The organism is Pseudarthrobacter sp. L1SW (assembly GCF_020809045.1).
Taxonomy (GTDB): Bacteria; Actinomycetota; Actinomycetes; order Actinomycetales; family Micrococcaceae; genus Arthrobacter.
In genome coordinates, this window is record NZ_CP078079.1 from 121945 (window position 1) to 137376 (window position 15432).

General features: G+C 64.8%; 15 protein-coding genes. 13 read left to right on the forward strand and 2 right to left on the reverse strand.

The window, feature by feature from the left end:
- Positions 1 to 19: 19 nt before the first annotated feature.
- Positions 20 to 1498: a sugar phosphate isomerase/epimerase gene (locus KTR40_RS00600; protein WP_228404943.1), complete on the forward strand. Its 1479-nt coding sequence runs from the start codon at positions 20 to 22 to the stop codon at positions 1496 to 1498.
- Between the two features lie 62 nt (positions 1499 to 1560).
- On the opposite strand, the gene KTR40_RS00605 is transcribed toward KTR40_RS00600, so the two are convergent.
- Positions 1561 to 2505 carry a LysR family transcriptional regulator gene (locus tag KTR40_RS00605; RefSeq protein ID WP_139027356.1) on the reverse strand — a complete coding sequence of 315 codons (945 nt, stop codon included), beginning with the start codon at positions 2503 to 2505 and terminating at the stop codon, positions 1561 to 1563.
- A 231-nt stretch (positions 2506 to 2736) separates the two neighbouring features.
- On the opposite strand from KTR40_RS00605, the gene KTR40_RS00610 reads away from it, so the two are divergent.
- The 12 genes from KTR40_RS00610 (at position 2737) to KTR40_RS00665 (ending at position 14322) form a co-directional block, all read left to right on the forward strand.
- Positions 2737 to 4023, forward strand: coding sequence for an ABC transporter substrate-binding protein (locus KTR40_RS00610; protein ID WP_228404945.1), 1287 nt, complete (start codon positions 2737 to 2739; stop codon positions 4021 to 4023).
- Positions 4024 to 4079: 56 nt separating this feature from the next.
- Positions 4080 to 5039: a carbohydrate ABC transporter permease gene (locus KTR40_RS00615; RefSeq protein WP_139027358.1), complete on the forward strand. Its 960-nt coding sequence runs from the start codon at positions 4080 to 4082 to the stop codon at positions 5037 to 5039.
- 2 nt (positions 5040 to 5041) lie between these two features.
- The gene (locus KTR40_RS00620; RefSeq protein WP_139027359.1) at positions 5042 to 5878 is read left to right on the forward strand and encodes a carbohydrate ABC transporter permease; all 837 of its coding nucleotides are present in this window, start codon (positions 5042 to 5044) and stop codon (positions 5876 to 5878) included.
- 143 nt (positions 5879 to 6021) lie between these two features.
- A complete protein-coding gene (locus KTR40_RS00625) occupies positions 6022 to 6798 on the forward strand; it encodes a TIM barrel protein (RefSeq protein WP_228404946.1) in 777 nt (258 codons plus the stop codon).
- A complete protein-coding gene (locus KTR40_RS00630; protein WP_228404948.1) occupies positions 6795 to 8354 on the forward strand; it encodes a GMC oxidoreductase in 1560 nt (519 codons plus the stop codon). Before KTR40_RS00625 ends, KTR40_RS00630 begins: the two co-directional genes overlap by 4 nt.
- Positions 8355 to 8394: 40 nt before the next feature.
- Positions 8395 to 8790, forward strand: a complete 396-nt coding sequence (locus tag KTR40_RS00635) for a DUF6379 domain-containing protein (RefSeq protein ID WP_139027362.1) — start codon at positions 8395 to 8397, stop codon at positions 8788 to 8790.
- A complete protein-coding gene (locus KTR40_RS00640) occupies positions 8787 to 9890 on the forward strand; it encodes a sugar phosphate isomerase/epimerase (protein WP_139027363.1) in 1104 nt (367 codons plus the stop codon). The genes KTR40_RS00635 and KTR40_RS00640 overlap by 4 nt, the downstream gene beginning before the upstream one ends.
- A gap of 16 nt (positions 9891 to 9906) precedes the next feature.
- A complete protein-coding gene (locus KTR40_RS00645) occupies positions 9907 to 10932 on the forward strand; it encodes a sugar phosphate isomerase/epimerase (protein ID WP_139027364.1) in 1026 nt (341 codons plus the stop codon).
- A gap of 9 nt (positions 10933 to 10941) precedes the next feature.
- A complete protein-coding gene (locus KTR40_RS00650) occupies positions 10942 to 11712 on the forward strand; it encodes a nuclear transport factor 2 family protein (protein ID WP_228404949.1) in 771 nt (256 codons plus the stop codon).
- A 9-nt stretch (positions 11713 to 11721) separates the two neighbouring features.
- Positions 11722 to 12120 carry a DUF6379 domain-containing protein gene (locus tag KTR40_RS00655; RefSeq protein ID WP_120692592.1) on the forward strand — a complete coding sequence of 133 codons (399 nt, stop codon included), beginning with the start codon at positions 11722 to 11724 and terminating at the stop codon, positions 12118 to 12120.
- Positions 12117 to 13304, forward strand: a complete 1188-nt coding sequence (locus tag KTR40_RS00660) for a Gfo/Idh/MocA family protein (RefSeq protein WP_228404951.1) — start codon at positions 12117 to 12119, stop codon at positions 13302 to 13304. Before KTR40_RS00655 ends, KTR40_RS00660 begins: the two co-directional genes overlap by 4 nt.
- A 13-nt stretch (positions 13305 to 13317) precedes the next feature.
- Positions 13318 to 14322: a sugar phosphate isomerase/epimerase gene (locus KTR40_RS00665; RefSeq protein WP_228404953.1), complete on the forward strand. Its 1005-nt coding sequence runs from the start codon at positions 13318 to 13320 to the stop codon at positions 14320 to 14322.
- A 207-nt stretch (positions 14323 to 14529) separates the two neighbouring features.
- Here the strand turns inward: KTR40_RS00665 and KTR40_RS00670 are convergent, their stop codons facing one another.
- The gene (locus KTR40_RS00670; RefSeq protein WP_228404954.1) at positions 14530 to 15108 is read right to left on the reverse strand and encodes a recombinase family protein; all 579 of its coding nucleotides are present in this window, start codon (positions 15106 to 15108) and stop codon (positions 14530 to 14532) included.
- Between the last annotated feature and the right edge of the window lie 324 nt (positions 15109 to 15432).

Consider the following 15432-nt stretch of genomic DNA (forward strand, 5'->3'; position numbering starts at 1 on the left):
CCAGCAAAGAGATACAGCCATGCCAAACGGACTTCTTGACGAATCGAGCCTCCGCACCCACCCCGAGGGCCTCGCGCTGGCCCTCACGCTTCCCTGGTACCGGAGCCTGTGGCTCTCCTCTGTTTCCAGCCTCCGGCTTTTTGTGGACGGCGTCGAGGTACCCGCGGAGGACCTGTCGCTGGAACTGGGCGGCGTCCGCTATGCGGTTCCGGACCTCCCGGCCCAAAGCGAAACTCTCTGGTACCTCCAGGAGCACCCCCTGCTCATCACCAGGAGGGACACCCCGGTGTCCCTTGGAGGGCAGCACACGGTCCAGCTCATCGGAGAACTGCGCCTGCCCTACATGCAGATCGCCCCGGGCCGGGACGGCGGCCCTGGAATGTATGTCCCCAACTTCGTCAACCAGACGCTGGAGCTGATAGTCACCGACAAACCGGCACCGGCCCCTGCACGGACGACGGCGGTCACTCCGCCTCCGCCTAAGGCCGACGACGATCCGTTCTCGCTCGGGCTCACGCTGTACTCCGCCAGCGCCGAATTCCGGGCCGGCTGGTACGACTTTGACGGCCTGCTCAACCGTGTGGCGGAACTCGGCATTGGTCCGGGTATTGAGATCGTTGCCTCCCAGGTCCTTCCCACATACCCAAACGTGACGGATGACTTTGCCCGGTCCTGGCACCAGGCCTTTGACAAACACGGCTTCACCGCCAGCTCGTTTGGTGCCAACCTGGACATGGGCCGGCGCCGTGACCGGGACATGACACCGGACGAGGAGTACGAGTTCACTGAAAGGCTCTTCCACGGCGCCAGGAAACTCGGCTTCCCGCTGGTCCGCATCCAGAGCGCCAAACCCGAACTGCTCCGCCGGCTTTTGCCGTTGGCCGAGGACCTGGAGCTCAAGCTGGCCTACGAGATCCATGCACCCCTCGGACCCAACTCGCCGGAAATCATGAAGGTGCGCGACGTCTACGCGGACCTTGACTCGCCGCTGCTGGGCTTTGTGGCCGACTTCTCCTCCACCATGCACAGCATGTCTCCGACGCTCCTGCGGGCTGTCCGCCGAGCCGGGCTCGATGACGAGGCCGTCCACACACTGCAGTCCATTTGGGCTACTGACGCCCCAATGCGGGCAAGGCAGGAGGAGTTCATCGGCTACCTGCGGGGCCGGGACTTTGACCCGGCGCGCCTTGGTTCGTTCGCGCATTTGGCCTTCAACATGCATGGGCATGTCAGCCCCAAGGATTGGGCGGACATCATGCCGCAGATCATGCACGTCCACGCAAAGTTCTACGACGTCGACGAGCAGGGCAACGAGCCGGCCATCGACTATCCGGAACTCGTCCGGGTGTTCGTCGAGGGCGGCTACCGCGGCTACTGGTCGAGTGAGTGGGAGGGCCACGCCTTCGCCGAGCTCGGCGAGGTGGATCCGCTGCTCCTGGTCCGCAAGCAGCACGACCTCATCCGCAAGAGCATGCGGTCGGCGTTGGCATCCGCCTGACTGCTGCCCTCGAACCAAACGCCTCGGTGCCCGTCCGTTCAGCCGGCCGGGCACCGAGGCGTTTAAGGGGTTTCCTGTGCCGCCGCGGCGGCAACGATGTCCCCAGCCTCCTTGAACAGGGCCCGCATCCACTCGTGTTCGGAATCGCGGTTGTGCACCGGGTGCCACCACAGTGCGTTGACCAGCGGCGTGGCATCGAAGGGCAGCGGCAGGATCCGCACCCCGCCGATCCGAAGCGCGAACGGCACCAGTGCCGCCTGGATAAGGGCGATCCGGTTGGTGCCCACCACAAAGTGGGGCAAGGACTGGAAGCTCTCCACCACCACGTCCACGCGGGGCTCAACACCGAGCTGCATGATCTGGCGTTCGGCAGAGGTTGACGCCGACCTGGTCTGGTAGGTCATCACCCAGGGCAGCTCTGCGATGTTCTCCATGGTGATTTTCTCACCGACCGCCTCGTTGGAGGAGGAGACGACGGCGACCCAGCCGTCGCGCCACAGGTCCAGGTAGGGGAGTCCGGACAGGAAGCCATGGGGGATCAGGATGCCGTCGACGGAGCGCAGGCGGTTGGCCGCGTCCTCGACAACCATCGGATTGTGGAGCATAAAGCGGAAGCGGACTCCGGGTGCCCGCTCGGCCGCGAGCTCGGAAGCCACCCGGCCGATGGTGGTGAAGCCGTAGTCGGAGCCGTAAATGGAAAATTCGCGCTCGGACTCGGTGGGTTCCCACGTTGCCTGGCTCTCGAAGACCCGCCGTGCGGCCTCAAGTGCCGTCGTGGTGTGCTCGGCAAGGCGCAGGGCGAACGGCGTGAGCTCATAGGCATTGCCGCGCCGGGCCAGGATGGGATCGCCGAAGTGGGACCGGAGCCGCGCGAGGGACGCGCTCAGCGCGGGCTGGCTGAGGTGGAGCCGCTCGGCTGCCCTCGTGACGCTCCGCTCGGTGATAAGGGCATCCAACGAAATGAGCAGGTTGAGGTCGAGCCGGGAGAGCAGGGCATGGTTTGTCACGGCGCACGGTCTTTCAGCGGTGAAACTTCGTCCCGGTATTCTATCAGCGCCATCAATACTTTTGGCTCGCTGCATCACAGCTCTTGATGCAATCCTTCCGCAAACCTCGGTGAAACTTATGTCTGTCATCGGCAAGACTTATGTGCTTTTTCTGCACATCTCCTTCATACTGATGAGTGACCGGGGTCACGGCTCCGGATATTTTCGACAACGAAGTCAGAAAGGCTGGACATGACACAGCACCGCCGCTATTCGGGCCTCAAGGCCGGCGCCCTCGCAGTCCCCACAATCGCCGCCCTCGTCCTCACGGGCTGCTCGGCCCCCGCCACCAGCAGTTCCTCCACGGGGGGCTCACAGGAATTCTCCCTGTCCTTCGCCACATCGAACACCATTGAGAGCCCCTTCCAGGTACTCGGTGAGAAGTACATGGAGGCGAACCCCAACGTCAAGATCACGTTCAACCCCCAGCCCAACGACTCCTACGACCAGACCCTGCGGACCCAGCTCCAGGCCGGAAACGCCTCCGACGTCGTCGTCACCTCGCCGGGCTCCGGCCAGGGACGCAGCATTCTTCCGCTGGCGGCGGCAGGTTTCCTCGAGCCCCTGGATGATTCTGCCAAGGCGCTCCTGCCTGAAGGAAGCGACAGCACCTTCGGCACGGACGGCAAGGTTTTCGGCCAGGCAACGGCCATGACGGTGTCTGCCCTGGTCACTAACGAGGCTGCTGTGAAGGCGACCGGCGAGTTCCCCGCGGACTTCACGGCTCTGGAGGAGCAGTGCAAGACCCTCGTATCCTCCGGGAAATCCCTCTTCGCCCTCGCAGGTGCGGCGCCTCCCAACACAGGCCTCACGGCGATGTCCCTGGCAGCCTCCCGTGTTTACGCGGAAGACCCCGAGTGGAACGAAAAGCGTGCAGCCAAGGAAGTCACCTTCGCAGGCTCGGACGGCTGGAAGTCGGCACTCGAAGCAGTCAACACGCTGAAGGACGCGGGCTGCTTCCAGAAGGGCGCCGCCGGTGCAGGTTTTGACGCCATTACCAAGGGCCTTGCCAGCGGTACGTCACTGGCAGGATTCATTCCGGCCACGAGCTGGAAGCAGCTGCAGTCCGCCGCTGCCGGTTCCGAATTTGCCGTGCGCGCACTGCCGGCTGAAAAGGGCTCGGGTAACGAATACGTCTACGCCAGCGCCAACTACTCCTTCTCCATCAACGCTGCCTCCAAGAACAAGGACGCCGCCAAGGCGTTCCTCGCCTGGGCTGCCGAACCAGAGCAGACCAAGGCGTTTGCAGAAATCGACGGCGCACTGCCGGTCAGTGGACTGGACAACTACGACTTCGACGGCGGAGCGTACAAGAACGTCGGCGACCTGATCAAGGATGGAAAATACGGGCCGCTTCCGAACATCCAGTGGCCGAACTCCGCCGTCTACGACGCCCTCGCAACAGGGGTCCAGGGCATCATCACCGGCCAGAAGACTCCGGACCAGGTCCTCCAGGCGATGGATGCAGCCTGGGGATAGGCAACCCCGATCCATCGACCGTTTTTACCGGCCCAAAGGGACAAGCAAGGAATATCATGACTGCCACGATGCAACCGAAAACGGAAGCAGCCAAAGCACCCCGACGGGGCCGGCGTGCTCCGGGGGCGGGTAAAACCACCCGCCCCCGGGGCCAGGGCCTGCAGTTCGGGCATTGGTGGTGGGCACTGCCCGGGATCGTCCTCGTCCTTGCCATCCACTACGTGGCTACGGGCATCGGCGGTTACTTCGCCTTCACCAACTGGACGGGCATCGGCTCGTTCAAGGTTGTGGGCTGGCAGAACTTCGAAGCAATCTTCAAAGACCCCGCCAAGCTCGGGGCCCTGTCCAACACCCTCTTTCTTGCCTTCGGCTCGGTCTTCCTCGGCAACGTGGCAGGCCTTGTCATCGCCCTCGGCCTGAACCGGGTCCTGAAGACGCGCTACATCCTCCGGACCCTCTTCTTCATGCCCGTGGTGCTCAGCCCCCTGGCCACGGCCTACATCTGGAAATACATCTTCGACTTTGACGGGCCCATCAACGTCTTCCTGACATCGATCGGCGCCGGCGACCTCGCCAAGCCGTGGCTCGCGGACCCGCAATGGGCCATCTGGACAGTCCTCGTGGTCCTGGTCTGGGGCTCCACCGGCTTTGCCATGGTCATCTTCATGGCCGGACTTGCCGGTGTTCCCGTCGAGGTGGAAGAAGCAGCAGCCATTGACGGTGCCAACCTGTGGCAGCGTTTCCGGAACGTCACGCTGCCAGCCATCCGCCCCGCCGTCGCCATCGCCACCACCCTGGGAATCGTGCAGGGCCTGCGCGTCTTCGACCCCATCATGGCCCTCACGGGCGGTGGACCTGCCGGAGCAACCGAAACACTGGCCACCCAGGTCTACAAGCAGGCGTTTGCGCTCGGCAACTTCGGCGGCGGCGCTGCCCTTGCCTTGGTGCTCGCCGTCATCATCCTGTTCTTCGCCGTAATCCAGCAGCGGCTGACGCGATCGAACCCCGAGGACTAGACATGTTCCGCTACACCAAATTCACCCTGCTCCGCGAAGTTGGCCTCTGGGCCCTTGCCCTGCTCTTCCTCGCCCCGTTCTACTTCCTGGTGACCACCGCACTGAAGCCGGACAGCGAGATGTACACCACCTCGCCGCTGGCGCTGCCAAAGAGTCCGGACTTCAGCAACTTCATCGACGTCCTCACCGCCACAGGCAACTCCAACGTCGTGATGGGGCTTGTGAACAGCACCATCATCACTGCAGGCAGCATCGTGGGACTCATCGCGCTCGGCTCGATCACCGGCTACGTCATCTCCCGCAGCACCGCACGCTGGAGCAAAGGCACGTACTACCTGTTCCTGATCGCGATCATCCTCCCCGGCCAGCTTGGCGCCGTACCCCTTTACATGGGGGCCCGGGCCCTGGGCCTGACGGGATCCGCCTGGGGCATGATCATCCTCTACACCGGCATGCTCCTGCCGCTTTCGATCTTCCTGTATTCCAACTTCTTCCGCGGGCTCGGAACCGACTATGAGGAAGCCGCCACCATCGACGGTGCCAGCAAGACCCAGATCTTCTCCAAAGTGGTGCTGCCCATGATGGCGCCGGCCACGGGAACTGTGACCATCTTCGCCGGGCTCATCGTCTGGAACGACTTCTTCACCTCCCTGATCTTCCTGGGCGGTTCCGCCAACCAGACCCTGCCGGTTGCCATGTACTACTACATCGGCTCACTGGTGTCCGAATGGAACTCGATCTTCGCCATCGTGATCGTGTCCATGGTCCCCATCCTTGCCCTGTTCCTGTTCGCGCAGAAGCGCTTCATCCAGGGCTTCTCCGGCGGCCTGAAGGGCTGAACCCCGCCGTCCTCCGCACACCGTGGAGGGCACCCAACCGCACCATCGACCGGCCGCGATAGCTTGCGCCCAAAACCCGTTTGCGCTGCGCGCCGCCGTCGCACATTTCTTACCTAAAATTCCCAACCACCCAGGAGACCCGCATGTACCAGCTTGCGCCCAATATCGACCTTTTGTTCTCGGAAGCAGGGGCCAGCGCCGCTGACCGCGTCCGCGCAGCAGCCGACGCCGGCTTCGACGCCGTTGAAATGTGGGGGCCCACCGGCAAGGACATTCCCGCCCTCAAGGACGCCCTCGAGGAAACCGGCGTCCAGCTCACTGCGCAGCTGGCCGAGCCCCGGATGCAGTTCATGATCCCGCCGAAGAACCACGAGCCGTTCTACGCCGGCCTTGATGCAGGCGTAGCCGTGGCACAGCAGCTCGGCTGCCCCCGGATCGTGGTGGGCAGCGGCACAGGGTTCGGCGGCCGGAAGCGCCAGGACCAGCTGGACGAACTGATCGAAATCTTCACCAAAGGCACGGCGCACATTGAAGGCTCGGGCATTACCCTGGTCCTCGAACCGGTGAACATCCGCGTGGACCACCCCGGGGCGCTCCTGGACCGGACCTCGGAGGCCGTCTACGTCGCCAAGGGCGTCAACTCGCCCAACTTCGGCGTGCTCTACGACCTCTACCACTCCACTGTGGAGGGCGAGGACGTGGCTGCCGAGCTCGCCAATGCCGGGGACCTGGTCAAGTACGTCCAGATCGCCGACGCTCCCGGCCGCGGTGAACCGGGTTCCGGCTCCATCGACTGGCACGCACGGCTCGCCGACCTGCAGAACAGCGGCTACACCGGCCCAATCGGGCTCGAGTACTACCCAACGATCGAGTCGGCAAAGTCGGTGCGCCGCATCCAGGAACTGGTGGCCGGACGGTGAGCGGCCACCGGTACCCCGCCGCCGTCGACGTCGCCATCGTCGGCAGTGGTCCCACGGCATCGGCCTATGCCCGGATCCTGAGCGAGGAAGCCCCCGGTGCCACCATCGCCATGTTCGAGGTAGGCCCCACCGTGAGCAACCCGCCCGGGGCGCACGTCAAGAACATCGAGGATCCTGAGCGCCGCAGCAGTGCGCAGCGGGCCTCGGAGGGACCCGGAGCAGGTGCCGAAACTGTCAGCTCTCCAGGTGCTGTCAAGAGTGGAGAACGCCGTGCCAGGCCCGGAACCTACCTCCTGCAGGACGGCTATGCCTTCCCCGGCGAGGATGGCATGCCTGTGGCGGCCATGTCCAGCAACGTGGGCGGCATGGCTGCCCACTGGACGGCTGCCTGCCCCCGGCCGGGAGGCAAGGAGCGGATCCCGTTCCTCCCTGACCTGGAGGACCTCCTGGACGACGCCGACCGCCTGCTCGGCGTCACCACCCACGCTTTCGACGGCGCTCCCTTCTCGGACCTGGTCCGCGAACGCCTCGCGGCAGTGGTGGACAACGGCAGGGGACCGGCCTTCCGGGTACAGCCCATGCCGCTTGCCGTACACCGGCGGGAGGACGGCGGCCTCGTCTGGTCAGGCTCCGACGTGGTGATGGGGGACGTGACCCGGGAAAACCCGCAGTTCCACCTCTTTGATGAGTCCCTGGTGACGCGGGTGCTGGTGGAGGACGGGGTGGCTGCCGGCGTTGAAGTCCAGGACCGCCGCACCGGCGGGACACACCAGGTGTCCGCCCGGTACGTGGTGGTGGGTGCGGATGCCCTCCGCACCCCGCAGCTGCTGTGGGCTTCAGGAATCCGGCCGGATGCCCTGGGCCGCTACCTCAACGACCAGGCGCAGGTGGTGTTCGCCAGCAGGCTGCGCGGCGTCACGGCCCCGCAAGGACCCGCGGCTGCGGACGGTGCGCTCAGTGAACAGAGCGGCGTAGCCTGGGTTCCCTACACGGATGAAGCTCCCTTCCACGGCCAGATCATGCAGCTGGATGCGTCCCCCGTCCCGCTGGCGGAGGACGACCCGGTTGTTCCGGGATCGATCGTGGGGCTTGGCCTGTTCTGTGCCAAGGACCTGCAGCGCGAGGACAGGGTGGCGTTCGACGACGGCGCCCGCGACTCGTACGGGATGCCCGCGATGCGGATCCACTACCGCCTCACCGAGCGCGACCACGAGGTGCTGGAGCGGGCCAGGCAGGAGATCGTCCGCCTGGGCAAGGCTGTGGGCGAGCCGCTCGACGAGCGGCCTTTCGCCCTCCCTCCCGGCGCGTCCCTGCACTACCAGGGCACCACGCGCATGGGGCGGACGGACGACGGCGAAAGCGTCTGTTCGCCCGACAGTGAGGTATGGCAGGTCCCAGGCCTCTTCGTGGCCGGCAATGGCGTCATCCCCACAGCGACGGCGTGCAACCCCACGCTGACGGCGGTCGCGCTCGCCGTGCGTGGAGCACGAAAAGTTGCAGAAAAGCTCAACAGCTCTTTACTTATGTCCAATTCAGACAATAGAATGAGTAAATAATGAAGAAGTGGCAGGGCATGCCGCAGACAAGGAGGTCTCGATGATTGCCGACCGCATAATCGAGCAAGGAACACTCACAACCCGCGACGGCCGGGCCGCCGTCGAAGTCCGCATCCCGTGGTACCGCGCGCTCCCCGGCTCCTGCATCGCCGGGGCGGCGCTGACGGTTGACGGCGTGGCCGCACCGGAAGACTCGCTGCGCTGGACCATGAACAACCGCACGTTCAGCTTCGAGGAACTCGTTGACGAGACCGGCGAATGGTGGTTCCCGCTGGATTCTGCCGTCCTGTCCGGCGACCTTCCCGTGCGCGACGACCAGACGGAGCACGAGGTCCGGGTGGACCTGAAGCTCTACATCCCCTACATCATCACCGACCACGGCGTGCTGCACATCGAAGAGCACGACACCAAGACCATGAAGGCGGCACAGCGATGACAAGCCTTGGCACGCCGATCCAGGGCGTCACCCTCTACAGCTTCACCCGGGCCTTCCACGGCCGGCAGTACGACCTCGCAGGCCTCATCCGCAAGGTGGCGGCCGAAGGCTTCGGCCCGGGGCTGGAAGTCATTGGCTTCTCCAGCCTCCGCGGCTTCCCGGACCACATCGACGACAACTTCGTGGGGCAGTTCCGCGACCTGGTGGCAGAAGTGGACCTCATCCCCACATCGCTGGCCGTCAACGTGGACACCGGCATCCGCCGGGACCGGCTTATGAACCACGACGAGCTGGTCGAGTACATGCGCAAGCAGATCGAGGTGGCCGCCCGGCTCGGCTTCCCGATCGCCCGCGTGCAGATCTCGCTGACGCCCGACGCCATGGAAAGCCTGCTGCCCGTGGCCGAGAAGTACGGCGTCACCCTTGCCCTGGAAGTCCATGCGGACCAGCACGGCGCGCACGAGCGGGTCCTCGCACTGCGTGACCGCTACGAAAAGCTTGACTCCCCGCTGCTCGGCTTCACCGCGGACTGGGGTGCCACCGTCACCGGCTTTGCCCCCTCCCTCCTGGAGGCCTACCGCCGTCGCGGCGCCTCAGAGGACCTGCTCCGGCAGGTGGTTGAGCTGTGGAACGGCTTCTATGCAGAAGGACCTCCCAACACCCAGAAGGTCCACGGAGAGCGTTTCGGTGCCTTCATCGGCCTGGCTGCCCGGAACGGCAGGCCGGACCTCGGCATCGATTTCGGCATCAACGGAACGGGCCTTTTCGGTCCTGCGCCGCTGGACACCTGGCTGGAGATCATGCCGTGGGTGCGCCACGTGCACGGCAAGTTCTTCGGGATCGACGAGAACGGCGAAGAGCCCTCCGTGCCGGTGCGTGGCCTGGTCCGGCAGCTCGTGGAGAACGGGTACTCCGGTGCCATCTCCAGCGAATACGAGGGCTGGCACTGGAACAACTGGCAGGACCCGTTCGAGATCATCCGCAGCGAACAGGCCATCCAGCGCTCGGCAGCAGCCGACGCCGGTTCCGCCATGATCACCGATGCCGCCGAAGCCCGCCGCATCCTCAGCAGCCACCTCGCCCAGCCCGTCCGCGGCTGAAACAAAGGAATACGACATGTCAGAAGGCATCGCAGGCTCGGGCATCGAGCTTGGCATCACCCTCTATTCACTCACCTCCGAATTCGCCGCCGGGCTCTACACGCCCGAGACGCTGATACAAGCGGTCGCCGACGAAGGCCTCGGCCCCGGCGTCGAATTCAACATCGCGCAGATGCTGCGCACCTACCCCGACGTCGACAACGACTTCGCGAAACTATGGCGCGACAGCATGGACCGCTACGGCCTGACCCCCAGTGCCGTGGGCACCAACCTGGACATGGGGCGGCGCAAGGACCGGGACATGACGCCGGATGAGGAGTACGACTTCTTTGCACGGCAGCTGAAGACGGCGAACACCCTCGGCTTCCACAAGATCGTGATCCGCTCCGCCGGCAAGGAGTTGCTCCGCCGGCTGCTGCCCTTGGCCGAAAAGTACGACCAGAAGCTCGGCTACGAAATCCACGCCCCGCAGGGCCCGAACGATCCCAAAATCCTCCAGATCCGCGAAATGTACGAGGAACTGGGAAGCGACCGGCTGGGCTTCACGGCCGACTTCAGCTCCACCATGCACAGCCTCTCGCCCACGCTGTTCCGCACCCTGACGCAGATGGGCCTGCCGGAGGAGCACTTCGCGGTGATGCAGGAGATCTGGCGCAAACCCCTGCCCATGCAGGAGCGCAACCAGGAGTTCGAGGACTACCTGAGGGAGAACAACTTCGATCCCGCCCGGCTGGGCCCGTTCACCCGGCTCGCCTTCAACATGCACGGGCTGGTCCCGCCGGAGGAGTGGCTGGACATCATGCCCCAGATGTTCCACGTGCACGCCAAGTTCTACGACATCGACGAGAACGGCAACGAGCCCGCCATGGACATCCCGCGCATTGTGCGCCAGTTCGTCAAGGGCGGCTACCAGGGCTTCCTGTCCAGCGAGTGGGAGGGACATGCCTTCGCCGATCTGGGCGAATCAGACCCCATCGACCTGGTCAAGAAGCAGCATGCCCTGATGCGCCGCGCCATCGAAGACTCAGTCGTTCCCGCCTAAGGAGGCCCAATGTCTGCCATCGATACCGATCTTGTGGCCGAGGTGGAACGCCTCCGGGGCGAGCTCGCCGAAGCCCTGAAACTGGCCCGCCGGGCCAATGACCGCGGTGACATCGAGAACCTGTTCAACCGCTACATGTACCTGCACAACGCCTTCGAGGATGAACAGATCATCCCGCTGTGGGTGAAACCTGGGACCCCAGGAATCCGGGCCAGGTACACCAACGCCGGCCAGTACACGGAGTACGACAGCGTCATCCGCTACCACCAGGGCCGCCCCCGGCCCGAGGGAAAGCTGATTCTGCACTACACCACCACCCCGGTCATCGAAGTGGCTGCCGACGGCGAAACCGCCAAGGGTGTCTGGATCATGACCGGCAACGAGTCCGGCCTGACTGACCCTGAGGTGGCCAAGGACAGCCCGGACTACATGTATTCGCCGGGCGAGGTCCAGGGCAAGAAGGTCTGGGCCCACTGGGTGTGGTGCAAGTACGCCGTGGACTTCCTGCGCCAGGACGGCGAATGGAAGATCTGGAAGTTCCGCTGCTACGAGCTGCTGCGGGCCCCGTTCGAGGAGAACTGGATCAGCTTCGCCGAGAAGAACCAGCACGCCTTCGCACTGGACCTGATGTACTTCGGCGACGACGGCAAGCCGGTGTTCATGCCACCCGCCGATGAACCTGTGCCCCAGGAATACCACCCGTACAGCCCAACCGCGCGGCAGAGGCTGGATCCACTGCCCCCGGTACCCCACGACACCTTCGTCGATACGTTCAAGTAAGGAAAGCCCATGGCAACTCACAACTCCCTGTTCCAGGACGCCGATGTCCGCAGGCACCCCGAGGGCATTTCGGTCTCTGTGCAACTGCCCTGGTACCGCAGCCTCTGGCTCTCCGCGGTTGACGACGTCGCGGCAACAGTCAACGGGGTGGAGATCCCCAAGGAGTCCCTCCGCTTCGAACTCCAGGGCAAGTCCTACAGCATCGCGGAACTCCCCGAGCAGTGGGAAACCCTGTGGTTCGTGGCCGACAAACCGGACATCATCATCCCGCTGGACCGAGTCCCCGACGCCGGCGAGGAGATCGACGTCGAGGTCATTCTCACCCTCCGCCTGCTCTACATGCAGATAGCACCCATGCGCTACGTCGGAAACCGGGTGGCGGTCGAGCGCAAGGTGGTGCTGGCATGACCACCCTCCGTGTGGCCATGATCGGTTACGGCTTCATGGGCGCCGCCCACTCACAGGGCTGGCGCACCGCACCGCGGGTGTTCGACCTCCCGGCCGAGCCGGACATGGCGGTGATTGTGGGCCGGAACGCTGAAGCGGTGGCTGCTGCCGCACACAAGTGGGGCTGGGCTGAGGCGGCCACAGACTGGCGTGAGGTCATCACGCGGGACGATATCGACGTCGTCGACATCGTCACCCCCGGCGACTCCCATGCGGAGATAGCCATCGCGGCACTTGAGGCCGGAAAGCACGTCCTGTGCGAGAAGCCGCTGGCAAATACGGTGGCCGAGGCGGAGGCCATGGCGGAGGCGGCTGAACGGGCTGCTGCCCGCGGTGTCCGTGCGATGGTGGGTTTCACCTACCGCCGCGTTCCCGCCGTCACGTTCCTGCGGGACCTTATCGCCGAGGGTGCCGTGGGGACCATCAACCAGGTGCGTGCCTCGTACCGGCAGGACTGGCTGGTGGACCCGGAAATGCCGCTGGCCTGGCGCCTGCAGAAGGAACACGCCGGATCCGGGGCGCTGGGCGACATCGGCGCCCACGCCATCGACCTGGCCCAGTTCGTCACCGGGCTGAACCTGGAGAAGGTGTCCGGAACCATCGACACCATCGTCAAGGAGCGGCCGTTGCTGGACTCAGGCTCCGGCCTGTCCGGCAGGGCCGGTTCCGGCTACGGCCAGGTGACGGTGGACGATATCGCTATCTTCACCGGCCGCTTCGAATCAGGGGCGCTGGCCTCCTTCGAGGCCTCCCGCTTTGCCACCGGCCGGAAGAACGCGCTGCAGATCGAGGTCTCGGGGGACAAGGGCGCGTTGGCCTTCGACCTCGAGGACCTCAACAGTGTCCAGTTCTACGATCGCACGGTGCCCGGGGATCGCCAGGGTTTCCGGAAGATCCTGGTCACTGAAGCGGTGCATCCCTACGTTTCGGCGTGGTGGCCTGCCGGCCACATGCTCGGCTACGAGCACGGGTTCTCGCACCAGGTCAAGGACCTCGTGGAGGGCATCGTGGGCGCCACCGACCCGCATCCCACGTTCGCTGACGGGCTGAAGGTGCAGCGCGTGCTCGAGGCCGTCGAGCGCAGTTCCGAAAATGATTCCGCCTGGACGCGCGTTGCAGCCGACGTCCCGGCGCAGGTTTCGTAGGAGGGGAAAACAGATGGCACGACCAATCACCTTGTTCACCGGCCAGTGGGCCGACCTGCCGTTCGAGGAGGTGGCCCGGCTCGCCGGCGAGTGGGGCTACGACGGGCTGGAAATTGCCTGCTGGGGCGACCACCTGGACCCGTGGCGCTGGGACGACGACGCGTACGTGCAAGGAAAACTCGACATCCTGGAACGCCATGGCCTCAAGGTGTGGACCATCTCCAACCACCTCAAGGGCCAGGCCGTGTGCGATGACCCCATCGACGAACGGCACCGCGGCATCCTGCCGGATGTGGTGTGGGGCGACGGCGATCCTGAAGGAGTGCGCCGCCGCGCCGCCGAGGAGATTAAAAATACTGCCCGGCTCGCCGCCAGGCTCGGGGTGAAGACGGTGACAGGCTTCACGGGCTCGTCCATCTGGAAGTACGTGACCATGTTCCCGCCCGCCTCCGAAAAGATGGTCGACGCCGGCTACCAGGACTTCGCCGACCGTTGGAACCCCATCCTCGACGTGTTCGACGAGGTGGGGGTCCGGTTCGCCCACGAGGTGCATCCGTCCGAGATCGCGTACGACTACTGGACCACCCAGCGTGCCCTCGAGGCGATCGGGCACCGGGAGGCTTTCGGGCTGAACTGGGACCCGAGCCACATGGTGTGGCAGGACATCGATCCGGTGGGCTTCCTGTGGGACTTCAAGGACCGCATCTACCACGTGCACTGTAAGGACACGAAGAAGCGGCTCAGCAACGGGCGCAACGGCCGGTTGTCATCCCACCTGGCGTGGGCTGATCCGCGCCGCGGCTGGGATTTCATCTCCACCGGCCACGGCGACGTTCCGTGGGAGGATGCGTTCCGGATGCTTAACTCCATCGGCTACCGCGGCCCCCTGTCTGTGGAGTGGGAGGACGCCGGAATGGACCGGCTGGACGGTGCGCCCGAGGCGCTCGCGTTCGTGCGCCGGCTCTCCAGCTACGAGCCCTCCGCCGCGGCCTTCGACGCCGCCTTCAGCACCAAGTAGCAGCCCGCCACGAATGAGTTGACGGCAGAAACGGCCGGTCCCGGAAACCCCGGGGCCGGCCGTTTCTGCCGTTTGCCCGTTCTTGCCAACCCTCTCTCACTTTCTGCAAGAAATCAGGGATCGCTCTCTCAGCTGATGCGGCATTTTGGCGAACCCTCTACCTGTGACTTTCGGTGATAGATGGCGGTCTTTTTGCGGCGCTATTTGTCACCTGGGCGGCGCTGGTGTTGCTCGCTGGATGGCGCGGTAGACCGTGGAGCGAGCGATGCCGAATAGCTCGGCAATCTCCGTGGTGGTGTGCACCCCGCCTTGATGGAGGCTAACGAGGTGCGCCTCTTGGGCTTTCGAGAGCTTTGGTTGTTTCCCTCGCAGCCGGCCCTTGGCTTTTGCCACTGCCATTCCTTCCCTTGTCCTGGCGCGGATGAGGTCGGCTTCAAACTCGGCAACCATGCCTAAGACGTTGAATAGCAGCTTCCCTCCTGGATCGTGCGGGTCGTAGACGCTGCCGCCTAGGTTGAGGGCGACCCCTTTGCGGGTGAGCTCGTCCGCGACGTCCCTGGCGTCGGGTAGCGACCCGGCGAGGCGATCAAGCTTGGTCACCACAAGGGTGTCACCGCTGCGGCATGCGGCCAAGGCCTTGCCAAGGCCGGGCCGTTCGCGTTGGCTGCCGGTGAATCCGTGATCGACGTAGATAGCGTCGGGATCCACGCCGGCGGCCGCAAGAGCGTCGCGCTGGGCGGTCAGATCTTGAGTGTTGGTGGAGACGCGGGCGTAGCCGATAAACACGGCGCCGAGTGTGGCGTTTAGGGCCCCATGATCGGGCAGTTTTGCGGGCGGGTCTTACGGGAATCTGGTAACCGCGGAACGCCGGGAATCTTGACGCAGGCTAATGGGACGCAACGGCGGCCGGTGGAGGACCGGCTAGCGGGCGCCTGCGGTCGAACGGTATTCGAGACGGTATGGATTACTAGTGGAACTTCACCTCCAGGCTCTGTTGTGGGCCGCAACCTGAATCCAGGAACGCTGCCCGGAAGTAAGCTGTGCCAGATAGCAGCGAAGCTGAGGACTACCCCTGTAAACAGCCCGCGTGCAATCGGGGCGACCCTTACA